Genomic DNA, 22639 nt, shown 5'->3' with positions numbered 1-22639 from the left:
GTGATCGGTTCATGCGTCTCAGGGGGATGTTTCATGCATGTGAGCCGGCGCGATATTCTTCTGGGGGCTGCGGCATCCGGGGCGGGTGTGATGCTTTCAGGCGTGCCGGGGGCAAACTTGGCCCATGCGCGCACGCGCAAGCCGGCGCTCATCAATGGCATCATCTGGCAGATCCATGGTGGCATGCTCGACATTCATGGCGAATGGGAGATGCTGGGCGCCAACACGCTGATGCTCCAGTGGATCGTGGCGGATGGAAAAGCCTTCGTGCCGGGCCTCGGCCTGCCGGTGGTGGAGGATGCGCCGAACTGGCGGCGCATTCGCCGTGAGCCATGGACAAGGCGGATGATTGTCGGCCTCGCCACCCAGATGGACGAGCCGGAAGCCCGGCGCAATGTGGCCGCGCTGGTGGAGCTTTCCGCCCGGATCGCCCGCCAGAAGCTGCCCTTCCGTGCCGCCGCCTGGTATTTTCCGGTGGAGGCCGACCCCACATGGGCGGATGTGGGCAAGATGGGGGCGCTGCTGTCCGCCCTTCCGCGCCCGCTCTGGGTCAGCGCCTATGACAATTCCAATATCGGCGCCGAAGCCTTCGCCAACTGGGTCGAGGGCTGGCTGCCGAAGGATGTGGGGCTGATGTTCCAGGATGGGGTGGGCCTGCACATGCGCACCCCGGAAAGCGCCCGCCATTATGGGCAGGTGCTGGGCAAGCGGCTGGGGCCTGAGCGCTTCACCATGATCGCCGAGGCCTTCCGCCCGGCGGGTGACGGGCAGATGCGTCCGGCAACGCTGAATGAGCTGGGGCCGCAGCTTCTGGCCTATCAGGGCTTTGAGATCCTGGTGTTTGATGGGCCGCATTATCTCAACCGCAAATTGATCTATGGGCTGGCGCGGGAGTATCTGCCCCGCCTGTCCTCGGCGGGCTGAGCGGGCATGAAAGCTCTTGCTCGTATTTCGGCGGCGGTTTCTATAAAAGGGAAATCATTGACTTGCGGTCGCGCGGTTGAAGGAGACATGCTGATGAAAAGCTCTCTCACATATGGGATTGCAGGTTCACTCCCGCGGTTGTGGCAGGGTTCGGTAAAGGTTGCGGCTGGCGCGCTTTGCGCTGGCCTGTTCATGCTCGCTCCCGCCGCGCAGGCGCAGGAGCAGGGCGGCCCGGTGCAGATGCAGAAATGGGATACCTGCCTTGAGGCGGTGGTGCAGCTCCAGCAGGAGATGAGCCAGACCCTGCCGGCTCCCGCCCAGCCCCCGAGCGCTGACCAGTCCATCGCGGCGCAGGATTCCGCCCAGCCGACCGAGGGGTCTCTGGCCGCCGCGGGGCTCGACCAGCCTTCCTCCGGAGCGTGGGGCGCGCTGAACGAGGCGATGAATCTTCAGGCCGCCGGCAATGAGGCCGGCTGCTTCAAGGCCGTGCAGAAGGCCCGGGAACTGGCCGGGCTCTGAGGCCGGGCGCAGTTTCCGCCAGATCGGGAAACGTCGGATCAGAAAAAAGGCGGCGCGGGGCGGGCCGCCTTTTTTATATGCCGCGCGGTGGCTGTCACCGGGAAGAAGCCTTCGGGCGGGTCAGATCATGTCCCGCAGGGCATACCATGTGAGCCCGGCGACCATCAGCGGATAGCGCATCATCGGGCCGCCGGGAAACGGGGGAACGGGCAGCTTTTCCAGCAGCTCCAGCCGTTCGGGGCGTTTCAGAACCGCCTCCGCCAGAATCTTGCCGAAGAGGGGGGCCAGCGCCACACCCTGTCCGCTATAGCCGGCCGAAACCAGAACCCGCCCGGAGCGACGGCGCACATAGGGCAGGCGGCTGAGCGTGATGCCCAGCACCCCGCCCCAGCCATATGCGATGCGCACATCGGCAAGCTGGGGAAAGATGCGCAGCATATAGGGCCGCACGAAGCCGGGCACATCATCCAGCAGGCCGCGCCGGTAGCTCTCCCCCCCGCCAAACAGCAGGCGTCCATCGGGAGAAAGGCGGAAATAGTTCACCACGAAGCGGCTGTCCGCCACCGCCGCATTATTGGCGATGATCTCATGCGCCCGCGCGCCCAGCGGCTCGGTGGCGGCGATATAATTGCAGATGGGCATGACATGGGCATCCACCTGCCGGTCCAGCCCGTCCATCAGGCCATTCCCGCATTCCAGCAGATAATCGGCCTTCACCTGCGCGCCATCGGCGGTGGTGATGGTGAGATCGCCGGCCTCATCCACCCGGCTCACGCGGCTCCATTCGTGAATCCGCGCTCCGGCCCTGTGCGCGGCCTGCGCCAGCCCGCGGGCGAAATTCAGCGGATGGAGATGGCCGGCCCCCTTGTCGAGCACGCCGCCATGATAAGCGGGTGAGCCGACAAGCGCGCGAATCTGGTCCCTGTCCAGAGGCTCAAGCGCCATATAGCCATAGGTGTCGCGCAGATGGGCGGCATAGGCATGGCTCTCGGGCACGTATCGGGCCTTGTGGTCGGCGAGAATCAGGCCATCCGTGAGATCGCAGGAAATGGCGTGGCGGGAGACCAGATCGCGCACCAGCGCCTTGGCCTCTTCCGCAAGGGTCCAGAGTTTGCGCGCGTCATCCATCCCGAGGGCCTGTTCCAGATAGTTCTGGTCCCGCCTCTGGCCGGTATGGAGCTGTCCGCCATTGCGGCCGGAGGCGCCGGAGCCGACCTGTCCGGCTTCCAGAACCACCACATCCAGCCCCGCTTCAGCCAGATGCAGGGCTGCCGAGAGGCCGGTGAAGCCGCCGCCCAATATGCAGACATCAGCGCGCGTTGCGCCTTCGAGGCGCGCAAAGTCCGGGCAGGGATTGGCGCTGGCCAGATACCAGGAGGCCGGGTGCGCGGTGGTGGCAGAAGATGCCATGGGGCGGTTCCGTTCGGTTGCGCGCCGCCGCCGGCATGCTCCGGCAGCATGGAAATGGTGCGGGGTGACCGGTGGAGGAATGCGGAAGGCGGGCGGGTCGAGGACATATCCCGCCTCCGGTTGTCACGGAAGAAGATCCGGCAGGACATGGCCTGCCGGATCGGGCCGTGCGGACCCGCGCCTTCCGGGAAGGGCCGCTTCAGACATTCAGCAGCAGGAATTCGCGCTCCCATGGCGAAATGACGCGCATGAAGGTTTCAAATTCCGCCTGCTTCACCGCGGCATAGGTGGCCACGAAGCGTGGCCCGAGCACATCGGCCAGCGCCTCGGCCTCCTGAAAGGCGGCCACCGCCTCCAGCAGGCCACGGGGCAGCTCGAACTCCATCTCCTTGGCATCCGTTTCCAGCGGATCGGTACAGCGCAGATTCTCCACCATGCCGAGATAGCCGCAGGCAAGGGAGGCCGCGATGACCAGATAGGGATTGGCATCGGAAGAGGGCACCCGGTTTTCCACCCGCCGGGCATCGGCGGTGGAGGGGGGAATGCGCAGGCCGGCGGTGCGGTTGTCATAGCCCCACTGCACATTGATGGGGGCCATCGAATCGCGCGTCAGCCGCCGGTAGGAATTCACATAGGGCGCGAGAATGCACATCACCGCCGGCAGATATTTCTGGTGCCCGGCGATGAAGGAGAAGAATTCCGGCGTGGGCGCGCCCTCATGGTCGGAAAAGATGTTGCGCCCGCTTTCCAGCGACACCACCGACTGGTGGATATGCATGGCGCTGCCCGGCTCATCGGCGATGGGCTTGGCCATGAAGGTGGCATAGGCCTTGTGGGCCAGCGCCGCCTCGCGGATGGTGCGCTTGAAGAGATAGACCTGATCGGCAAGGCCGAGCGGATCCCCGTGGCGCAGGTTGATTTCCATCTGCGCCGCGCCATCCTCATGGATCAGCGTGTCGATTTCCAGGCCCTGCGCCTCGGAATAATCATACATGTCCTCGAACAGCGGATCGAACTCGTTCACCGCCTGGATGGAATAGGCCTGTCGCCCGATCTCGGGCCGCCCGGAACGCCCGACAGGAGGGCGCAGCGGATAATCCGGGTCGGGGTTGGGCTCGACCAGATAGAACTCGATTTCCGGCGCCACCACCGGCTGCCAGCCCCGGGCGGTGTACAGGCTGATGACATGCTTGAGCACATTGCGCGGGGCAATTTCCACCGGCCGTCCGTCACGGTGATAGGCATCATGGATGAGCTGGGCGGTGGGGTCCTGCGCCCAGGGCACGGCGCACAGGGTGGACAGGTCCGGCTCCAGCACCAGATCGCCATCGGCAACCACCGAATCCACCAGACCCTCAAACTCGGCATATTCACCGGAGATGGTCTGGAGGAAGACCGAGAGCGGCAGGTTCATCACAGGGGAGGAGAGGAATTTCGAGGCGGGCATGATCTTGCCGCGCGGCACACCGGCAAGGTCGGGCACGGTGCATTCGATTTCGGTGATCTTGCGGGCGGCCATCCAGGCCCTGGCCTCTTCCAGGGAGCTCACGCCACGGGGTGAACCCATCGTGGCGTTCTTTTCGGCCTTTCTGCGCTTTGACATGGTGTCCTCTGGCGCGAACAGCTCGCGCGGCATCAGGGAACACTGCCCCATATGCAGAAGTCAACGCATCAGATGCGCCCGCATCAGCTGTTCTGGCCGTGCCGGGGCGCGTAGCCGGCTCACTTCGGCAAAAGTGGGGAACAGGGGCTGAACGAATCGCGTCCGAATCGGTTTTTGCGGATGTTCCCCGCCTGTTCCATTCCGGTGATGCGCCGGCTTTTCGGTCCTCAGGGCTCCCCGCGCGACCCGCTGCCGGCGGAAGAGGCGGTGAAAGTGGTGGCCTCAAGCTGCGCCGGGCCGATCATGGTGGCGACATTGGCGCGGAAAGGGGCCAGCAGGCGGGTACCGGAGATGGGGGCCAGCCAGATGAACATGTCCTTGTTGTTCTGCATGAACTTGACGGATTCCCGGTTGGTCCGGTGGCCGGCCACGGGGGTGTAGCGCACCTGACAGACCAGTGCCGGCCCGTCATAGCCCTTGGTCTGCACATTCTCGCGCCGGCTGTAGGTGAGCTGGAGATCATAACGCTGGCGCCCGTCAAAGACCGACAGGGAGCGGTTGCAGACGGAGGGGGCCAGCAGGTCTCCATTGCCGGGCACATAGACGAAGGCCCCGCTGAGCGGATCAACGATGCTGGCGAGAAGATCGCCGGTGACGGGCACACGGTCCGGCAGCGGACGCAGGGGCGGGTGGACGTCGGTGCTCTTCACCGCGCCGGAGGCCATGGAGATGCGCGAGCGCTCCTTCTTCCCCTCGGATTCGGCATGCATGGCATAAACCTGGGGCACCATCTGCGCGCCATTGAGCGCGCCGCGCGCCGCAACCTGCCCCTTGCCGGAGGAGACGGCGCGCAGCGCGCCGGAGATTCGGCCCGAGCCGGATATCTCATAGGTTGTATCATCGGCCTTCACGGTGACCGCGCCGCGCCCGAGCTCCACCCCGCCGACCGTGAGCACATAGCGCGCATCCAGCCGCCCGGCTGCCGTGGCCGGCGCGCTGGCAAAAGTGATGCAGGACAGGGCGGCAAAGGCGGCGATGGCGCCGCGTGGCACCCTGCCCGCAGGCCGGATGCCTGAAGGAAAAAGGGCATGGAGAGATGTGGGGCGGACAAGGCTCATCTGTGGTTCCATCGGCCGCTGCGTTCTTTGCACGGGACTGTTTCCCCGCGAATGGACGCACGTGGAATCATTCTCTGCAATGCGGGTGGAAGGCGGCTGAACTGTGGCCTGGCTGGGAATGTGACCTTCACGACACGCATCTTCTTCCCGGAAGAACCGGATTTGCTGATTTCATAGCAGAGAAAGCTGCAAGGTCATTGACTTTGGGCACATTTATCCCGATCTTTCCAGCCTGTTCCCTGTCATGGGTTGTCATGAGGATGACATGCGCCGTTTCGCGCAATGGTCGTGCTCCCCCATTGGCATGGGGTATCGTTGTTTATTGAGGAGAGAAAAGCCATTCGCCGCCCCATGAGACCCGTCGCGCCGGAGAAGGATGGACCGCGCGTCAATGAGGAAATCCGCATCCGTGAAGTCCAGTTGATCGATCAGGACGGCCAGAACCACGGCGTCATGGGCATTCGCGATGCGCTGGCGCTGGCGCAGGAAGCAGGTCTCGATCTGGTCGAGATCTCTCCCAACTCCGCGCCGCCTGTCTGCAAGATTCTCGACTATGGCCGGTTCAAGTATCTGAACCAGAAAAAGGCCGCCGAGGCACGCAAGAAGCAGAAGGTGGTCGAGGTCAAGGAGATCAAGCTCCGCCCGGGCATCGATGACCATGACTATGAAGTCAAGACCCGGGCCATGCACCGCTTCTTCGAGGAAGGTGACAAGGTCAAGGTCACCCTGCGCTTCCGCGGGCGTGAGATGGCGCACCAGGACATCGGCTACAAGCTGCTCATGCGTCTGCGTGAGGAAATGGCTCCGGTTGCCAAGGTGGAGGCCGAGCCCATGATGGAAGGTCGCCAGATGATCATGGTTCTGGCCCCGCGCTGAACCGTCAGATGGTTCGCCTTTGTGCACGCCTGTGCGCAAGGCCGCCATTTCAGGAACAGGCCCGGCATGCCGGGCCTTTTTCATGTCCGCTCCCCCACGGATGCGTGGGCGGGCTTTAAGGGATGCGGCCCCATTGTGTCCGGTCCCGCGAAAAATCAACAGGATATGTCCGGAAATCGGCGAATTGCTGCCGCAGTCCCGGTGTTTCATAATCGGGCCTGGACGCTTGGGCGGCCCTGCTGATGCAGGGCGCCAGTCGCGCGGCCCGGATGGGACGGATCGTCCCGGTTCCGTGGAGCGGGGCTCATGCAGTCTGCATGTGAGGCGTCGATGACGGGAAAGGAAAACGTCATGTCGTGCACAACCATGCCGAACACAGCCATGGACGCGACCTCTGTAAAGCCGCGCGCATTCAGGCGTGCATCCATCAGCTGGGCCCTCGTGGCTTCCCTGTGCGCATCCAGCCTTGTCACGGCCGCGCCGGTGCGGGCCCAGTCGCTGAATGCCGCTGCCGCGCCGCTGGCCGGGCCGTTCACCGCTCCGGTTATCGAGGTGCAGGGTCCGCCTCGGGGCGGCTGGGGCGGTCCGCCGCCGCGCGGAGGCCATTATGGCCGCCCGGGTGGTCCGCCGCCGCGGGGCTATTATGGTCGTCCCCCGCCCGGTGCGTGGCAGGGCCCGCCGCCGCCCCGTCACGCGCGCTGGGGGTATCCCTATTGGCGCAACGGGGGCTGGTATTATCGCAACAACAATAATGGCGCCTGGATCGCGGCGGGCATCGCCGGTCTGGCGCTGGGCGCGGCGGCCGCCTCGGCCATGCGTAACAACAACAATAACGCGAACAATGCGGATATCGTCGCCTATTGCGCCCGCAAGTTCCGCTCCTACAACCCCAGAACCGGTACCTATACCGGTTATGACGGTCTCCAGCATCCCTGCCCGTGAGGCCGGATGTCCATCACTGGAAGGTCCGGGCCGCGCGCCCGGGCTGTCTTTCTTCGGCGGGATGACGGGAAAACGGGGGCGCCCCTTGTGTTTCGCCGGCTGATCCTGTAACGAAGCCTCCTCCCGAACAGGCCGGCGAAAAAGGGCTGCCGCGCCCGTTCAATCCGCTCAACAGCAACAAGAGGCTGGGCGTCGCGTGCCTTCACCGGCGCGTGGTTTCAGCCACGGAGAGCCAAATGCCCAAGATGAAGACGAAGTCGGGAGCCAAAAAGCGCTTCCGCCTCACGGGTACGGGTAAGGTCATTGCCGGTCAGGCAGGCAAGCGCCACGGCATGATCAAGCGCACCAACGATCAGATCCGCAATCTGCGCGGCACGACCATCCTGAGCGAGAGCGACGGCCGGTTCATCCGCAAGTACTTCCTGCCCAACGGCTGAGTTGGCGCAAAAAGCGATCTGAAGGAGCACCCGAATGGCCCGCGTGAAACGTGGCGTTACCTCGCACGCCAAGCACAAGAAGGTCTTTAAAGCCGCCAAGGGCTTTTATGGCCGTCGCAAGAATACCATCCGCGCTGCGAAGGCTGCCGTCGAAAAGTCGATGCAGTATGCCTACCGCGACCGCAAGAACAAGAAGCGCACGTTCCGCGCTCTGTGGATCCAGCGTATCAACGCTGGTGTGCGCGCGCTGGATCTGAACCTGACCTATTCGCGATTTATCGACGGTCTCGGCAAGGCCGGGATCGAGGTCGACCGCAAGGTGCTCTCGGATATCGCTATCCATGAGCCCGAAGCGTTCAAGGCCCTGGTGGAGAAGGCCAAGGCCGCTCTGGCCTGATTGCCCGCACGAGGCGCTCCGCCTCTTGCCGGCCGGACACTTCACCGTCCGCCTTTCCGAGACCGAACAAGCCCCGTGCGGTAACCCGTCCGGGGCTTTTCGCGTTGGAACGGGTGCCTCCGCGATGCGCCCGCTCCAGCCAGACATCCTGAATGGACCAGCCTTTCTCCTGTGCGGCTTTTGCCCTTCTGCGGGAAAGCGTTATGAAGCGCGAGCCAAGCGCACCGGCTAAAACGAATCTGTTTGCTGGCCGGGGTCCGAACCCAAGGTTGCTGTCATGTCCGAATCCGTGCTGAGCGATCCATCCACCCTGGAGGCCCTGGAGCGGGATATTTCCGCCGCCATCGCCGCCGCCGCCAGTGAGGCCGCGCTGGATGAGGTGCGCGTTGCCGCCGTGGGCAAGAAGGGCTCGGTGTCCGAACTGCTGAAATCCCTCGGTCGCATGTCGCCGGACGAGCGCAAGGTGATGGGCCCCGCGCTCAATGGCCTGCGGGACCGGGTGCAAAGCGCCATCGAGGTGCGCAGGAGTGCGCTGAAGGCTGCCGCCCTTGAGGCGCGCCTCGCCACCGAGAAGGTGGATGTGACACTGGCCGTGCGCGAAAGCCCGGCAGAGCTGGGCCGCATCCACCCCATCGCGCAGGTGATGGAAGAGCTGACCGCCATCTTCGCCGACATGGGCTTCTCCGTCGCCGAGGGGCCGGACATCGAGGATGACTTCCACAACTTCACCGCGCTGAACTTCCCGCCCGGCCACCCGGCGCGCGAGATGCACGACACCTTCTTCCTGCCGCCGGATGCGGAGGGGAACCGCAAGGTGCTGCGCACCCACACCTCGCCCGTGCAGGTGCGCACCATGAAGGCCGGCAAGCCGCCCATCCGCGTCATCTGCCCCGGCCGCACCTATCGCTGTGATTCGGACCAGACCCACACCCCGATGTTCCATCAGGTGGAAGGGCTCGTCATCGACAAGGGCGCGCATCTGGGCCACCTGAAGTGGATTCTCGAGGAATTCTGCAAGGCCTTCTTCGAGGTGGATGGCGTGAAGATGCGCTTCCGCCCCTCCTTCTTCCCCTTCACCGAGCCCAGCATGGAAGTGGACATCCAGTGCGACCGTTCCCGCCCCGGCGAGATCCGCTTCGGCGAGGGCAATGACTGGCTGGAGATTCTCGGCTGCGGCATGGTGCATCCCAATGTGCTGCGCAATTGCGGGCTGGACCCGGACGAGTATCAGGGCTTCGCCTGGGGCATGGGCATCGACCGCATCGCCATGCTGAAATATGGCATGAGCGATCTGCGCGCCTTCTTCGAGGCCGATGTGCGCTGGCTGGCCCATTACGGTTTCCGCCCGCTCGATTTCCCCACTCTGGCCGGCGGCCTGAGCGCCTGAACAGGAGGCTGGACCCATGAAATTCACTTACTCCTGGCTTCAGGACCACTTCGAGCCCTCCGCCTCCTTCGAGGAGATTGTCGAGCGGCTGTCCCTCATCGGCCTTGAGGTCGAAGAGGTCGAGGACAAGGCCAAGGCGCTTTCCGCCTTTGTGGTGGGCGAGATTCTCACCGCGCAGAAGCATCCCAATGCCGACAAGTTGCAGGTCTGCTCCGTGAAGGTGGGCGAGGGTGCCCCGCTTCAGGTGGTGTGTGGCGCGCCCAATGCACGGGCGGGCCTGAAAACCGTCTTCGCCGCGCCCGGCACGGAAATTCCGGCCAATGGCATGGTGCTGAAGGTGGGCAAGATCCGCGATGTCGAAAGCTTCGGCATGCTGTGCTCCGCACGCGAGCTGGGCGTTTCCGAAGAGAGCGAGGGCATCATGGAACTGCCGGCCGATGCGCCGGTGGGTGTGCCTTTCGCCGGGGTCATCGGGCTGGACGATCCGGTGATCGAGATTTCCGTGACACCGAACCGCGCCGATTGCCTTGGCGTGGCGGGTGTGGCGCGCGATCTGGCGGCAGCGGGCCTGGGTGAGCTGATGGCGCCGCACATCAAGCGGGTGGAGGGCAAGTTTGCCTCTCCCGTGAATGTGCGGCTCGATTTCGGCGAGACTCCCGCGCTCTGCCCGGCCTTCGCCCTGCGGGTCATTCGCGGCGTGAAGAACGGCCCTTCGCCGGAATGGATGCAGGAGCGCCTGCGCGCCATTGGCCTGCGTCCCATCAATGCGCTGGTGGACATCACCAATTTCATGACGTTCGACCGCAACCGTCCGCTGCATGTGTTCGATGCGGCCAAGGTCTCGGGCGATCTCGTGGTGCGCCGGGCGAAGGCGGGCGAGACCCTGCTGGCGCTCGATGGCAAGACCTATGAGCTGGATGACACCATGTGCGTCATCGCCGATGACAATGGCGTGGAGAGCCTTGCCGGTGTCATGGGTGGCGAGGCGTCCGGCTGCGATGAGACGACCGTTGATGTGGTGGTGGAATCGGCTCTCTGGGAGCCGATCAATATCGCCCAGACCGGCCGCAAGCTCGGCCTGAACTCGGATGCCCGCTTCCGCTTCGAGCGCGGTGTGGACCCGGCCTTCACCTTGCCGGGGCTGGATCTGGCGACCCATCTCATTGTCGACATCTGCGGCGGTGAGCCGTCCGAGGTGGTGCTGGCGGGTGCAATTCCCGACACGACCCGCACCATTGATTTCCCCCTTGCCGAGGTGAAGCGCCTCACCGGCCTTGAGGCCACGCAGGAGGAAATCCGCAAGGTGCTGGAAGACCTTGGCTTTGCCGTTTCCGGTGAGGCCCCGGTGCTTCAGGTGTCCCCGCCCTCCTGGCGGGCGGATGTGGAAGGCAAGGCGGACCTCGTGGAAGAGGTGGTGCGCATTCTCGGTCTTGAGCGCGTGCCGGCCACCGAGCTGCCGCGTGACGAGAATGCTCGCAAGCCCATTCTCACCACCCTGCAACTGCGCAGCCGCAAGGCCCGCCGCGCTCTGGCCGGGCGCGGCATGGTGGAGGCGGTGACCTGGTCCTTCCTCTCGAAGGCGCAGGCGGAACTGTTTGGCGGCGGCGCGCCGGAGCTGGCGCTCTCCAACCCCATCGCCTCGGACCTCTCCGACATGCGCCCCAGCCTTCTGCCGGGCCTCATCCGTTCGGCGCAGGCCAATGCGGCGCGCGGCTACCCGGATGTCGCGCTATTCGAGGTGGGGCAGGTGTTCACCGGCGACAAGCCGAAGGACCAGTTCCAGCATGCCACCGGCATCCGCCGCGGCACGGCGCGCCCCAATGGGGCAGGGCGTCACTGGTCCGGCAATGCCGGTTCCGTGGATGTGTTCGATGCCAAGGCCGATGCCATCGCCGCGCTGGCCGCGATGGGTGCGCCGGTGGCGAATCTCCAGATCAGCCTTGATGCCCCCGGCTGGTATCATCCCGGCCGTTCGGGCACGCTGCGGCTCGGCTCCAATGCCATGGCGCATTTCGGCGAGATCCATCCGGCCGTGCTGGAGGCGCTGGATGTTTCCGGCCCGCTGGTGGGCTTCGAGATCGTGATGGACCGCATCCCCGAGCCGAAGGCCAAGCCGACCCGTGCCCGGCCCCAGATCGATCTGTCGCCCTTCCAGCCGGTGCGGCGTGACTTCGCCTTCGTGGTGGCGCGTGACGTGGCCGCGGCGGATATCCTGAAGGCCGCGCAGGGGGCGGACAGGAAGCTGGTGGCCAGCGCCAGCGTGTTCGACATCTATGAGGGCCCGGGCGTGGATGCCGACAGGAAGTCGGTGGCGGTGGAGGTCACCCTCCAGCCGCGTGAGCGCACCCTCACGGACAAGGACCTTGAGGAGGTGGCGGGGAAGATCGTCGCCGAGGTCACGAAAAAGACCGGCGCAACCCTGCGCGGGTGATGTCGGGAGGGGCGGGCCTGCAGGTCCGCCCCTCTTTTGCGCATGGCGCATGGCCGGCTGCTATCGTTCGGCCATGATTTTCATGTTATCCGGCCCCAGCCGAGGGTGCGGGCCGGTTTGCGGGCCGCATGTCATCAGCAACAGAACAAAGACGCGCGCCTGAAGCGGACGCGCTGTCCTGCCGCGCGGAGAAACCCCATGTTTCCGACCCCGAAGCCTGTCCTGACGCCCAACACCTATGCTTATGAATCCGAGCCCATGGTGAAGCCGACGGGCTTCCGCGAATATGATGCACGCTGGCTGTTCCAGAAGGAAATCAACCTGATGGGCGTGCAGGCGCTGGGCATGGGCCTTGGCACCTTGATGTATGAAATGGGCGTGCGGCCGGAACTGGTGACCGGCCATGATTTCCGCTCCTATTCGGCCTCCATCAAATATGCGCTGGCCACCGGCCTGATGGCGGCGGGCATCAAGGTCCATGATATCGGCCTTGCCATGTCGCCCATGTCCTATTTCGCCCAGTTCGCGCTGGATGTGCCGGCGGTGGCGATGGTGACCGCCTCGCACAATGACAATGGCTGGACCGGCGTGAAGATGGGCGTGAACCGCCCGCTCACCTTCGGCCCCACCGAGATGACGCGCCTGAAGGAGATCGTGCTGGGTGCGCAGTTCGATCTGCGCGGCGGCGGTTCCTATCACTTCGTGGAAAACTTCCCCGATGTGTATGTGAAGGACCTGACAGACCGGCCGAAGTTCAAGCGCAAGCTGAAGGTGGTGGTGGCCTGCGGCAATGGCACCGCCGGCGCGTTCGCGCCGCGCATCATCGAGGCGCTGGGTGCGGAGGTCATTCCGCTCGATTGCGAACTGGACCACACCTTCCCCAAATACAACCCGAACCCCGAAGACATGGAAATGCTGCACGCCATGCGCGATGCGGTGCTGGAGCACAAGGCAGATCTGGCGCTGGGCTTCGATGGCGATGGCGACCGCTGCGGGGTGGTGGACAATACGGGTGAGGAAATCTTCGCCGACAAGATGGGCGTGCTGCTGGCGCGCGATCTGGCCAGGCTGCATCCCGGCTCCACCTTCGTGGTGGATGTGAAGTCCACCGGCCTGTTCGCGACCGATCCGGAACTCATCAGGCTGGGTGTGAAGGCCGATTACTGGAAGACCGGCCACTCCTACATGAAGCGCCGCGTCAACGAGACCGGCGCGCTGGTGGGCTTCGAGAAGTCCGGCCACTATTTCTTCAATGCCCCCGTGGGTCGCGGCTATGACGATGGCCTTGTCTCGGCCATTGCGGTGCTGGACATGCTGGACCGCAATCCGGGCAAGTCGCTTTCCGAACTGCGTGACGGGCTGCCCAAGACCTGGTCCTCGCCCACCATGTCGCCCCACTGCGCCGACGAGACCAAATATGGCATCGTCGATCAGGTGGTGAAGCATTACGAGAAGCTGGCCGCCGAGGGCGCGCTGGTGACAGGGCAGAAGATCCGCGATCTGGTCACCGTCAATGGCGTGCGCGTCACCACGGAGGATGGAAGCTGGTGCCTGCTGCGCGCCTCCTCCAACAAGCCCGAACTGGTGGTGGTGGTGGAAAGCCCCGTCTCCGAGGCGCGCATGCGCGAGATGTTCGCCGAGATCGATGGCGTGCTGCGCACCCACCCGGAAGTGGGCGCCTATAACCAGACCATCTGAACAGGCTTTTCCGCACCGCATGGGCGGGGGCATGCATTCAGGCGGTGGCGCTGGCGGGCGCCACCGCCTTTTTGTTGTTCGGCCCGGTTGGGGGAAATGCGCAGGAAGCATTAACCCTTGTGGCAATCCTTCTGTGCGCGGGGGCGCGCTGGCGGCCGATATTTACTTCCCCTCAAGGGGCGCGCGCCTAGCGTTCTGGAAACGCGGCAGAACGTGCCGTGTGGCTTGTTCAGGCTTGGTGCGGAAACGTGTGATGCAGACCCTTTTGTCCCGCTTTATCCGTGAAGAGGATGGTTCCACCGCCCTCGAATATGGCCTTATTGCCGCGGGCCTTTCCATCGCCATCGTGACGGTTCTGGCGCAGATCATCGCCACATTCTCCCGTCTGAAGGCGGCCAGCGCCGCGGCCGGGAACTGAGAGCCGGGGATGGCGGTGGCGCAGTTCATCCTTCTTGGGGTTTATCCGGCGCTGCTGTGTGCGGCCATCGGAACGGATATTGCCCGCCGCATCATTCCCAACCTTCTCATTCTGGCCTTGCTGGCCGGCTTCGCCATTCTCGCCACGCAGGCGCCTCTTGGAGACTTGCGCCTGCGCCTGATGGTCGCGGCGGCGGTGACCGCCATCGGTTTCGTGTTCTTCTCCCATGATCTGATCGGCGCCGGTGATGCGAAATTCGCTGGCGCGCTCACCTTGTGGATGGACCCGGCACAGGTGCCGCTGTTCATCATCGCATGCAGCACCATCGGGGCGCTGCTCACTCTGGCGGTGACATTGCGTGCGAAAGGCCATGCGCTGTCCCGCCCGGTGGCGTTTCTCACCCGCGCCGGCCACAGCGTGCCTTATGGCGTGGCGCTGGCGGGGGCCGGGCTGATGCTGCATCCCTGGTCCAGCCTCATGGCCATTGGTTGAGAGCTGCTGGCGGCGCGAGATGGGCTCATGCCTCTTCGCCTTGCGCGCGGGACGTGCTACCCCGCTGGGCAAGGAGTTTCGTGATGCTGGATTGCCTTTCCATTTCTGCCGCCGAAAGCCTGCCCGTCTGGTGTGTGAGCAAGGCGGGTTTCCCGGAATTTGAACTGCCCGCCGCCGTGCGCCGCTTTGCGGAAGGCGCTGGCTACAAGGCCGAGGCCGGAAAGCTGCTGCTTGTGCCGGGCGCGGATGGTGCGCTGGGGGGCGCGCTGTTTGGCGTTTCCACCGAGAAGAGCGCGGACCCCTTTGCCGCCGGCGCCCTTTCCGGCCTGTTGCCGCCCGGCCTGTGGCGGCTTGAGGGTGATGCGGGCGATACCCGTCTGGCCACGCTGGCCTTCGCGCTGGGGTGCTATCGCTTTACCCGTTATGGCAAGAGCGCGGCGCCCGCCGTGCGCCTTGTGGTGCCGCAGGGCGTGGATGGGGCGGATATCTCCCGGCAGGCGGAGGCGGTGTTCCTCACCCGCGATCTCGTCAATACCCCGGCGAACGACATGGGCCCGGCCGAGCTGGAAGCCGCCGCCCGCACGCTGGCGCTGCGCCATGGCGCGGATGTGCGCGTCATCACCGGTGATGCATTGCTGGCCGAAAATTTTCCGCTGATCCATGCCGTGGGCCGGGCTGCCACCCGTGCGCCGCGCCTCATCGACATCACCGCAGGCCCCGCGGATGCACCCAAACTGACCCTGGTGGGCAAGGGCGTGTGTTTTGACACGGGCGGGCTCGATCTCAAGCCCTCCGCCGCCATGCTGCTGATGAAGAAGGATATGGGCGGGGCCGCCAATGCGCTGGGCCTTGCCCATCTTCTGCTGGCGCGCGGGGCAGGGCTGCGGCTGCGGGTGCTGATTCCGGCGGTGGAAAACAGCGTGGCCGGCGATGCCTTCCGCCCGGGGGATATTCTGCAAAGCCGCAAGGGCATTTCGGTTGAAATCGGCAATACGGATGCCGAAGGGCGGCTGGTGCTGGCCGATGCGCTGGCGCTGGCGGATGAGGACAAGCCGGATCTGCTGGTCGATTTCGCCACCCTCACCGGTGCGGCCCGCGTGGCGCTGGGCCCGCAATTGCCCGCGGCCTTCACTGATGATGAAGAGCTTGCCGCCGGCCTTGCCCGCCATGCGCAGGCGGAAGATGATCCGCTCTGGCGCCTGCCGCTGTGGGCCCGCTATGCCGGCATGCTGGATTCGAAGGTGGCGCAGACCAACAATGTCTCTTCCGGCGGCTTTGCCGGAGCCATCACGGCAGCGCTGTTCCTGCAGAAATTCGTCGAGAATGCCGCAAGCTGGCTGCATCTGGACCTGTTTGCATGGAACCCTTCCTCCCGTCCCGGACGGCCGGAGGGCGGCGAGGCGCAGACCATTCGCGCGCTGGATGCCCTCATCCGCGAACGGCTGGGCTGACAGGCCGCGAGCTTGTGGAGAGATCCATGGATTTGCCCGAGGGTTATGATCGCCGTCTGACACCTGCGCGCGGGGATGTGGCGGCGGCGCATCTGCGCGGCATCATCCCTGCCGGACGTTATGTTGAAGGGCAGGCGCGCCGCGTCATCGCCACCCGCGCCCCGGTGCGCAATGCCCCCCGCGGCGATGCGGGACTGGAGACCGAGGCCCTGTTCGGCGAGGCGGTAACGCTGTTCGAGGATGGGGGCGAGGGCTGGGGGCTGGTGCAGCTGGAGGGGGATGGCTATGTGGGCTACATGCCCATGGAGGCGCTTTCCCCCGGGCCCGCGGCCGCGCCCACCCATCAGGTGAGCGCATTGCGCACCCTCGTGTTCCCGGCAGCGGATATCAAGCGGCCGCCGATTCTGGATCTGTGTTTCGGCAGCCTTGTGGCGGTGCGCGAGATGCGGGGCCGTTTCGCCATGACGGAGCAGGGCTTTATTCCCGCCGTCCATCTCGCTCCGCTGACGGCCCGTGAGAGTGATCCGGTGGCGCTCGCACTGCGCTTTCTGGGTGTGCCCTATCTGTGGGGCGGACGCTCCAGCCTGGGGATCGACTGTTCCGGCCTGGTGCAGACGGCGTTGCAGGCCTGCGGCATCACCGCCCCGCGTGACAGTGATATGCAGGAAAAGGCTTTGGGCCAGCCGCTGTCACCAGAAGGGCCGTTCCGGCGCGGCGATCTGCTGTTCTGGCCGGGGCATGTGGCTCTGGTCGAGGATGAGGAAACGATCCTGCACGCCAATGCCTTCCATATGGCTGTGGCGCGCGAGACACTGACCGATGCACTGGCGCGGATTGCTGCTTCCGGCACGCCGCTGCGCAGCGCAAGACGCATATGAGAGCCGGCGGATGCGCCGCTGCAAGGAGGAGTGATGGTGGGCCAGACAATGAGCGCCGCGCGCCTTGAGGATGTACGCCATGCCGTGGCCACGGCCTGTGAGGAGGCCGGCCGCAAGGCGGATGAGGTCAGGCTGGTTGCCGTTTCCAAAACCTTCAGCGTGCCCGAGATCGAGCCGGTTCTGGCGGCCGGGCAACGCGTTTTCGGCGAGAACCGGGTGCAGGAGGCCCGCGAAAAATGGCCGGCCCTGAAAGAGGCCTGGCCGGATGTGGAGCTGCATCTGATCGGGCCGCTGCAATCCAACAAGGCGCGTGAGGCCGTTGAGCTTTTCGATGTGATCCATACGGTGGATCGCCCGAAGATCGCCGCGGCCCTTGCCGCCGAGATGGAACGGCAGGGCCGCGCGCCACGCCTGTTCATTCAGGTGAATACCGGTGCGGAGCCGCAGAAGGCCGGTATTCTGCCGCAGGATGCCGATGCCTTCATTGCCGAGTGCCGGGATACACACCGGCTGGAAATCGCCGGCCTGATGTGCATTCCCCCCGTGGAGGCCGTGCCCGACCCGCATTTTGCCCTGCTGGCCAAAATTGCGGCGCGCAATGGGCTGAAGGAGCTTTCCATGGGCATGAGCGCTGACTTTTCCGCCGCCATCCGGCAGGGCGCGACCCTTGTGCGGGTGGGCAGCGCCATTTTCGGCCAGCGGTGAAGGGGGAGTTATCCCCCGCTCCGTGCATTTTCAGCCGGATAAAGTTCGCCGACCCCTTGCACACCCTCGCGAAGGCAGATATAGGAAACGCCTTCGCGAGACGCTCCCATCGTCTAGCGGTCTAGGACGTCGCCCTCTCACGGCGAAAACAGGGGTTCGAGTCCCCTTGGGAGCGCCAAAGTCCTTAAGCCCCAATGGCTTATAGGAATGGTTTCCGGAAACTGGCCGCTGTGCCTTCCGAAGTGAAGCCAGCCTCATAACAGCACTCATTCCATTCTCCGCAAGGCTCTTTTGCCTGGCCTTTCCATGTCCTTGGCGTGAATTGGGCCATGTGATCTGCGAATGCGCAGGCCGGATCTCGACTGTCGGGCTGAGCCCTGCATTCCGGCAGCTGTATAAATCCCTGCATATCGGCCGGGCGAGACAGCCCGCCTGACAAGGCCGCAGTCCTCGGTATCCGGGTGGGGACATCGCCCGCGACAGTATCGCGGAGGCCATCCGCGCCCATGCCATATGGCGGGCCCGGACAGGGGCAGGTTCAGGATGATGGGCGCAGGTGGGGCCGCGCGGTCTCACCATGAGGCGACGCTGCCATCACTGCGCGGGTCCTCTCCACCCTCGATCCAGCCATCGGGGTGCAGCACCAGTGCGCCGGCGTGGCCCATGCGCTCATCGAAATCCGCCACAACCTCCACCGGGTGGCCCATGGTGCGCAGCGTATCGACAATCTCTGGCGCATAGCGGGATTCGAGCTTCAGCGTGGTGCTGTATTCGGCCCATGTGCGGCCCAGCAGCCAGCGGGGGGCCGCCACGGCCGAGCGGATATTGTGCCCGCCCCAGATGTAGCGCGAGAAGAGCGCGGCCTGTGTCTGTGGCTGGCCTTCGCCGCCCATGGTGCCATAGACAAGCAGGCGGCCATCAGCCAGCCGGGCCATGGCCGGGTTCAGCGTGTGGAAGGGTTTGCGGCCGGGTGCGAGAGAGCGCAGCTTGCCGGGCGCGAGATCGAACGAGCAGCCGCGATTCTGCCACCAGATTCCTGTTTCCGGCAGCACAACCCCGGAACCGAACTCGAAATAGATGCTCTGGATCATACTGACAGCGCGCCCCTCGCTGTCAATGACGCCCATCCATGTGGTGTCGCCATCGCTCACCGGGGCGGGCCATGGGCTGGCGCGGTCCAGCGGAATGGCGGCGGCGCAGGCGGCAATCGTCGCCTCATCCAGCAAATGCGCGGGGTCGATGGTCATCTGCCCGGGATCGCCAATATGGCGGTCCCGCAGGATGAAGGCCTGCTTGGTGGCCTCCACAAGGCCGTGAATGCCGGGCACATTGTCCGGTGACCAGCCGGGCTGGCGGATGCGGTCATAGATGGCCAGGATGAGCAGGGAGGCCAGCCCCTGCGTTGGCGGGGTCATGTTGAAGAGCTGGCCGGCCGCGATGCGCGTTTCCAAGGGAGCCTTCAACTCTGCCCGGTGGGCTTCTAGGTCCGAGAGCATGATCGGGCTGCCCACGGCAGCAAGGTCCCGGCCGATGCTGCGGGCCAGATCCCCGGTGTAGAAGTCCTGGGCGCCCGCATGGGCCAGCTGTTCAAGGGTTGCCGTCAGTGCCGGGAAATGGTGGCGCTGGCCATAGGATGGCACTTGACCATCCTGAAGGAAGGTGGCGCTGAAGCCGGGCTGGGGTTCCAGCTCGGCCCGCTTGGCGCGGGTGTTCTCTTCCTGGCTGTGGGTGACGGGAAAGCCCGCGCGCGCATAATGGATGGCGCTTTCCAGCAGCCGGGCAAAGGGCAGCTTGCCGCCCCATGCGGTGCGGCTGTGCTCATGGGCTGCACCCCAGCCGGATATGGTGCCGGCCACCGTGTTCGCCGCCAGCGGGCCGCGCCATGGAATGGTGCTGAGGCCGGCATAGAGTTCCGGCCCCACATATGCGCCCGCGGCCCCACAGGCATCAATGGCCCGCATGGGGGCGCCCGGGGCATGCAGCAGCCAGAAGCCATCGCCACCGATTCCGGTCATGTGCGGATAGACCACCGCCAGTGTTGCCGCCATGGCGATGGTCGCCTCGATGGCATTGCCGCCCTCCCGCAGGATGTCGAGGCCGGCCTGGGAGGCAAGGGCGTGCGAGGCAACGGCCGCGCCGCGTGTTCCGAGGATGGGGTTCATGGGGTGTCCTTCACCGTGATGCGGCACGAACCGGCTCGGCAACCGGGGCCGACCACGCGGCGGAGGTCAGCATTGCGGCATTTCTGGCCGCCAGAAGATGGGTGCGCATTTCCCGGTATGCGGTGCTGGCATCATGTTTCACGAGGGCATCGACAATGGCGCAATGTTCCTCGAAGGATGCGCTCATGCGCTCCAGATTGCGGAACTGCACCCGGCGAAACGGCGCCACGCGATTGCGCAGATTGAGGGTTGTCTCGATCAGGATACTGTTGTGGCAGCCCTGGAGCAGGCTGTGGTGGAAGTCGCGGTTGGCGGTGTCATACTGGTTGATATCGGCGGTTTGCAGGGCCGCGCGGCTGATCTCATGAATATTGACCAGATGTTGCAGTTCATCCGCGCTCATGCGCACGGCGGCATGGCGCGCGCATGAGGCTTCCATCTCGCCAATCGCCTCGAAGGCCATGTCGAGTTGCGCCGTGGAAAGATAGATGACAACCGAGCTGCGATTGGGCCGTGTTTCCACCAGCCCCATGCTGGAGAGCTTTTTCAGCGCCTCCCGGATCGGGGTGCGGGAGACCTGATAACGCTCCGCGAGCGAGACCTCGTCCAGCCGCGCGCCGGGGGTGAAGGTGCCAACCACGATTTCATCGGCGATGGACTGGCACACCTCATCGGCCAGGCTGCCACGGTGGCGGGAGTGTTTTTCAGGAAGTCCCGTCATTGCACATCCTCCATTTGCCCTGCGGTCATTTGCCCTGCGGTTATGCGCCAGCAGCTGACAGAGCCTCCGGCCGTTGCCGTGGCGGGGGGGGGGATGTGCATCCGGCAGCGCTCATCGGCCAGGGCGCAGCGCGGGGCGAAGGCGCAGCCTGCGGGCAGGTGGGCCAGATCCGGCGGGGAGCCGGGAATGGCGGCAAGGGGCGCCCCACGATCCTCGGGGCCGACGGTGGCCGCCAGCAGGCCGCGCGTATAGGGATGCTGCGGGGCGCGCACGATATCGCGCACCGGCCCTTCCTCGACAATGCGACCGGCATACATCACCGCAATCCGGTCCGCGACCTCGACCGCCGCCGCGATGTCATGGGTGACGAAGATCATCGACATGCCGGTTTCCCGCTGCAACTGCCGCAGCAGCAGAAGCACCTGAATCTGCACGGTGGCATCCAATGCGGTGGTGGGCTCGTCCGCCAGCAGCAGTTGCGGCTGGCAGGACAGGGCGAGGGCGATCATCGCCCTCTGCCGCATGCCGCCGGAAAGCTCGTGCGGAAAGGCATCAAGGCGGGATTTGGCCTGCGGAATCTGCACATGCTCCAGCATCTGGAGCGCGCGGGCGCGGGCCGCCTCGGATGACATTTTCTCATGGGCCTGAACCGCCTCGGTGATCTGGCGGCCAATGGTATAGACCGGATCGAAGGCCAGCCCCGGCTCCTGAAAGATCATGGAGACCTTGCCGCCGCGATAATGTTCCAGAGCCCGGCCGCGCAGGGCCAGCACATCATCGCCATCCATGGTGATGCGCCCGTTGATGCGGGTGCGCTTTTCCGGGTGCAGGCGCAGCAGGGTGCGCAGGGTGACGCTCTTTCCGGAGCCGGATTCCCCCAGCAGGCACAGCACCTCGCCCTTGTTGAGCTCGATATTCACGCTGTTGAGGGCGCTGGCGGTGCGCGATCCCGTGAACTGCACGGTGAGATCCTGAATGGAGAGCAGGGGCGCGTTCATGCGGACAATCTCCCGGATGCGGCGCTGTGGCCGGAGGTGGGATCATTGAGATGGCAGGCGGCCAGATGCGCGGCATCTTTCCCGACCGGGATCAGCGCCGGCGCATGGCTGGCGCACACGCCCTCGGCAAAGGCGCAGCGGTCGCGGAAGCGGCAGCCGCTGGGCGGGTTGATGGGGTTTGGCGGATCACCGCTCAGGGGCGGGGCCTGTGTCCGGTTGTCCGGGTCCATGGACGGCACGGCCGAGAGCAGGGCGCTTGTATAGGGATGGGCCGCCGCGCTGTAGATGCGCTCCACCGGGCCGGATTCCACCACCTGCCCCAGATACATCACCATCACCAGATCGGAGATGTAGTGCACCACATGCAGGTCGTGCGAGATGAACAGATAGGTGAGGTTGCGTTCCGCCTTCAGCTCCTGCAACAGATTCAGCACCTGCGCCTGCACCGACTTGTCGAGCGCGGCGACCGATTCATCGAGGATGATGAGACGCGGATCGAACGCCAGCGCGCGCGCGATATTGATGCGCTGGCGCTGGCCGCCCGAAAGCTCGTGCGGATAGCGGTTGGCGAACTGGTTGGGCTCCATTCCTGTGCGCGCCAGCAGGTCGCGCGCCAGCTTCATCGCCTGCGCGGCCGCCATGCCATGCACCCGCGGGCCGAAGGCGATGGTCTCGGCGATGGTCATGCGCGGATTGAGCGAGGCGAAGGAGTCCTGAAACACCATTTGCAGGCTGCGACGGAACTCCTTGTGGCTGAGTGTCCGGAAATCCTGAAGGGACTCGCCGTCAAAGATCATCTCGCCGGAATCGGCCTTCATCAGATGGGCGATCAGGCGGGCGGTGGTGGACTTGCCGCAGCCGCTCTCGCCCACAATGCCCAGCGTCTTGCCCTTGGGCACGCTGAAGCTGACATTATCAACCGCATGCACCACCCGCTTTTCGCGCGAGAGGAAACCGCCGCGCACGGGGAAGTGCTTGGTCAGCCCCTCCACGATGAGCAAGGGCTGGGCCGGTCCGCCACGATCCCCGGGGCCGGGCATGGTGCCGGCGATGGCCGGTGAGGGGGTGGAGA

The 22639-nt window shown here is 65.2% G+C and carries 21 protein-coding genes and 1 tRNA gene; 15 read left to right on the top strand and 7 right to left on the bottom strand.

The window, feature by feature from the left end; genetic code table 11:
• The first annotated feature begins 33 nt into the window (after positions 1-33).
• A complete protein-coding gene (locus ACT6QG_RS12245) occupies positions 34-924 on the top strand; it encodes an alpha-amylase family protein (protein WP_444977857.1) in 891 nt (296 codons plus the stop codon).
• 93 nt (positions 925-1017) lie between these two features.
• Positions 1018-1443 carry a hypothetical protein gene (locus ACT6QG_RS12240; protein WP_444977856.1) on the top strand — a complete coding sequence of 142 codons (426 nt, stop codon included), beginning with the start codon at positions 1018-1020 and terminating at the stop codon, positions 1441-1443.
• Between the two features lie 120 nt (positions 1444-1563).
• On the opposite strand, the gene ACT6QG_RS12235 is transcribed toward ACT6QG_RS12240, so the two are convergent.
• The 3 genes from ACT6QG_RS12235 to ACT6QG_RS12225 all read right to left on the bottom strand — a co-directional run bounded on the left by ACT6QG_RS12235 (position 1564) and on the right by ACT6QG_RS12225 (position 5574).
• Positions 1564-2853, bottom strand: coding sequence for an NAD(P)/FAD-dependent oxidoreductase (locus ACT6QG_RS12235; protein ID WP_444977855.1), 1290 nt, complete (start codon positions 2851-2853; stop codon positions 1564-1566).
• Between the two features lie 199 nt (positions 2854-3052).
• Positions 3053-4456, bottom strand: a complete 1404-nt coding sequence (locus ACT6QG_RS12230; protein WP_444977854.1) for a glutamine synthetase family protein — start codon at positions 4454-4456, stop codon at positions 3053-3055.
• 227 nt (positions 4457-4683) lie between these two features.
• Positions 4684-5574, bottom strand: coding sequence for a DUF3108 domain-containing protein (locus ACT6QG_RS12225; RefSeq protein ID WP_444977853.1), 891 nt, complete (start codon positions 5572-5574; stop codon positions 4684-4686).
• A 351-nt stretch (positions 5575-5925) separates the two neighbouring features.
• Here ACT6QG_RS12225 and infC point away from each other — a divergent pair, with 351 nt between their 5' ends.
• The 13 genes from infC (at position 5926) to ACT6QG_RS12160 (ending at position 17864) form a co-directional block, all read left to right on the top strand.
• On the top strand, positions 5926-6450 hold the full coding sequence (gene infC / locus ACT6QG_RS12220) for a translation initiation factor IF-3 (protein WP_444977852.1): 525 nt from the start codon (positions 5926-5928) through the stop codon (positions 6448-6450).
• A 351-nt stretch (positions 6451-6801) separates the two neighbouring features.
• Positions 6802-7392: a BA14K family protein gene (locus ACT6QG_RS12215; RefSeq protein WP_444977851.1), complete on the top strand. Its 591-nt coding sequence runs from the start codon at positions 6802-6804 to the stop codon at positions 7390-7392.
• Between the two features lie 236 nt (positions 7393-7628).
• Entirely contained in the window at positions 7629-7829 is a 201-nt protein-coding gene (rpmI, locus tag ACT6QG_RS12210) for a 50S ribosomal protein L35 (RefSeq protein WP_444977850.1), read from the top strand.
• Positions 7830-7863: 34 nt separating this feature from the next.
• The gene (gene rplT / locus ACT6QG_RS12205) at positions 7864-8226 is read left to right on the top strand and encodes a 50S ribosomal protein L20 (RefSeq protein ID WP_444977849.1); all 363 of its coding nucleotides are present in this window, start codon (positions 7864-7866) and stop codon (positions 8224-8226) included.
• Positions 8227-8503: 277 nt separating this feature from the next.
• Entirely contained in the window at positions 8504-9613 is a 1110-nt protein-coding gene (gene pheS, locus ACT6QG_RS12200; RefSeq protein WP_444977848.1) for a phenylalanine--tRNA ligase subunit alpha, read from the top strand.
• Between the two features lie 16 nt (positions 9614-9629).
• A complete protein-coding gene (gene pheT, locus ACT6QG_RS12195) occupies positions 9630-12044 on the top strand; it encodes a phenylalanine--tRNA ligase subunit beta (RefSeq protein WP_444977847.1) in 2415 nt (804 codons plus the stop codon).
• Between the two features lie 198 nt (positions 12045-12242).
• Positions 12243-13742, top strand: a complete 1500-nt coding sequence (locus tag ACT6QG_RS12190) for a phosphomannomutase/phosphoglucomutase (RefSeq protein WP_444977846.1) — start codon at positions 12243-12245, stop codon at positions 13740-13742.
• A gap of 253 nt (positions 13743-13995) precedes the next feature.
• On the top strand, positions 13996-14160 hold the full coding sequence (locus tag ACT6QG_RS12185; protein ID WP_444977845.1) for a Flp family type IVb pilin: 165 nt from the start codon (positions 13996-13998) through the stop codon (positions 14158-14160).
• 15 nt (positions 14161-14175) lie between these two features.
• Complete coding sequence (locus ACT6QG_RS12180) at positions 14176-14652, top strand: A24 family peptidase (protein WP_444977844.1); 477 nt, start codon at positions 14176-14178, stop codon at positions 14650-14652.
• A gap of 83 nt (positions 14653-14735) precedes the next feature.
• Positions 14736-16103 carry a leucyl aminopeptidase family protein gene (locus ACT6QG_RS12175; RefSeq protein ID WP_444977843.1) on the top strand — a complete coding sequence of 456 codons (1368 nt, stop codon included), beginning with the start codon at positions 14736-14738 and terminating at the stop codon, positions 16101-16103.
• A 26-nt stretch (positions 16104-16129) separates the two neighbouring features.
• On the top strand, positions 16130-16981 hold the full coding sequence (locus ACT6QG_RS12170; protein WP_444977842.1) for a C40 family peptidase: 852 nt from the start codon (positions 16130-16132) through the stop codon (positions 16979-16981).
• A gap of 33 nt (positions 16982-17014) precedes the next feature.
• On the top strand, positions 17015-17686 hold the full coding sequence (locus ACT6QG_RS12165; protein WP_444977841.1) for a YggS family pyridoxal phosphate-dependent enzyme: 672 nt from the start codon (positions 17015-17017) through the stop codon (positions 17684-17686).
• Positions 17687-17788: 102 nt separating this feature from the next.
• A tRNA-Glu gene (locus ACT6QG_RS12160) sits at positions 17789-17864 on the top strand.
• 394 nt (positions 17865-18258) lie between these two features.
• On the opposite strand, the gene ACT6QG_RS12155 is transcribed toward ACT6QG_RS12160, so the two are convergent.
• From ACT6QG_RS12155 to ACT6QG_RS12140, 4 genes are read right to left on the bottom strand one after another with little or no spacing between them, the layout of a single operon-like run.
• Positions 18259-19848, bottom strand: coding sequence for a gamma-glutamyltransferase family protein (locus ACT6QG_RS12155; protein ID WP_444977840.1), 1590 nt, complete (start codon positions 19846-19848; stop codon positions 18259-18261).
• Between the two features lie 10 nt (positions 19849-19858).
• Positions 19859-20569 (bottom strand): GntR family transcriptional regulator, encoded by a 711-nt coding sequence (locus ACT6QG_RS12150; RefSeq protein ID WP_444977839.1) that lies wholly within the window; start codon positions 20567-20569, stop codon positions 19859-19861.
• The gene (locus ACT6QG_RS12145) at positions 20566-21567 is read right to left on the bottom strand and encodes an ABC transporter ATP-binding protein (RefSeq protein ID WP_444977838.1); all 1002 of its coding nucleotides are present in this window, start codon (positions 21565-21567) and stop codon (positions 20566-20568) included. The genes ACT6QG_RS12150 and ACT6QG_RS12145 overlap by 4 nt, the downstream gene beginning before the upstream one ends.
• A complete protein-coding gene (locus ACT6QG_RS12140; RefSeq protein WP_444978278.1) occupies positions 21564-22607 on the bottom strand; it encodes an ABC transporter ATP-binding protein in 1044 nt (347 codons plus the stop codon). The genes ACT6QG_RS12145 and ACT6QG_RS12140 overlap by 4 nt, the downstream gene beginning before the upstream one ends.
• Positions 22608-22639 lie beyond the last annotated feature (32 nt).

This window comes from Haloleucobacter ellipsoideus, assembly GCF_052491725.1.
Note: the sequence above shows the minus strand (reverse complement) of the source record. Positions and strands in the feature narration are given on the sequence as shown.

Excerpts from the sequence above, each read along its gene's own strand:
- ACT6QG_RS12245 (WP_444977857.1), top strand. The coding sequence starts at position 34 with ATGCATGTGAGCCGGCGCGATATTCTTCTGGGGGCTGCGGCATCCGGG.
- ACT6QG_RS12240 (WP_444977856.1), top strand. The coding sequence starts at position 1,018 with ATGAAAAGCTCTCTCACATATGGGATTGCAGGTTCACTCCCGCGGTTG.
- ACT6QG_RS12235 (WP_444977855.1), bottom strand. The coding sequence starts at position 2,853 with ATGGCATCTTCTGCCACCACCGCGCACCCGGCCTCCTGGTATCTGGCC.
- ACT6QG_RS12230 (WP_444977854.1), bottom strand. The coding sequence starts at position 4,456 with ATGTCAAAGCGCAGAAAGGCCGAAAAGAACGCCACGATGGGTTCACCC.
- ACT6QG_RS12225 (WP_444977853.1), bottom strand. The coding sequence starts at position 5,574 with ATGAGCCTTGTCCGCCCCACATCTCTCCATGCCCTTTTTCCTTCAGGC.
- infC (WP_444977852.1), top strand. The coding sequence starts at position 5,926 with ATGAGACCCGTCGCGCCGGAGAAGGATGGACCGCGCGTCAATGAGGAA.
- ACT6QG_RS12215 (WP_444977851.1), top strand. The coding sequence starts at position 6,802 with ATGTCGTGCACAACCATGCCGAACACAGCCATGGACGCGACCTCTGTA.
- rpmI (WP_444977850.1), top strand. The coding sequence starts at position 7,629 with ATGCCCAAGATGAAGACGAAGTCGGGAGCCAAAAAGCGCTTCCGCCTC.
- rplT (WP_444977849.1), top strand. The coding sequence starts at position 7,864 with ATGGCCCGCGTGAAACGTGGCGTTACCTCGCACGCCAAGCACAAGAAG.
- pheS (WP_444977848.1), top strand. The coding sequence starts at position 8,504 with ATGTCCGAATCCGTGCTGAGCGATCCATCCACCCTGGAGGCCCTGGAG.
- pheT (WP_444977847.1), top strand. The coding sequence starts at position 9,630 with ATGAAATTCACTTACTCCTGGCTTCAGGACCACTTCGAGCCCTCCGCC.
- ACT6QG_RS12190 (WP_444977846.1), top strand. The coding sequence starts at position 12,243 with ATGTTTCCGACCCCGAAGCCTGTCCTGACGCCCAACACCTATGCTTAT.
- ACT6QG_RS12185 (WP_444977845.1), top strand. The coding sequence starts at position 13,996 with ATGCAGACCCTTTTGTCCCGCTTTATCCGTGAAGAGGATGGTTCCACC.
- ACT6QG_RS12175 (WP_444977843.1), top strand. The coding sequence starts at position 14,736 with ATGCTGGATTGCCTTTCCATTTCTGCCGCCGAAAGCCTGCCCGTCTGG.
- ACT6QG_RS12170 (WP_444977842.1), top strand. The coding sequence starts at position 16,130 with ATGGATTTGCCCGAGGGTTATGATCGCCGTCTGACACCTGCGCGCGGG.
- ACT6QG_RS12165 (WP_444977841.1), top strand. The coding sequence starts at position 17,015 with ATGGTGGGCCAGACAATGAGCGCCGCGCGCCTTGAGGATGTACGCCAT.
- ACT6QG_RS12155 (WP_444977840.1), bottom strand. The coding sequence starts at position 19,848 with ATGAACCCCATCCTCGGAACACGCGGCGCGGCCGTTGCCTCGCACGCC.
- ACT6QG_RS12150 (WP_444977839.1), bottom strand. The coding sequence starts at position 20,569 with ATGACGGGACTTCCTGAAAAACACTCCCGCCACCGTGGCAGCCTGGCC.
- ACT6QG_RS12145 (WP_444977838.1), bottom strand. The coding sequence starts at position 21,567 with ATGAACGCGCCCCTGCTCTCCATTCAGGATCTCACCGTGCAGTTCACG.
- ACT6QG_RS12140 (WP_444978278.1), bottom strand. The coding sequence starts at position 22,607 with ATGCCCGGCCCCGGGGATCGTGGCGGACCGGCCCAGCCCTTGCTCATC.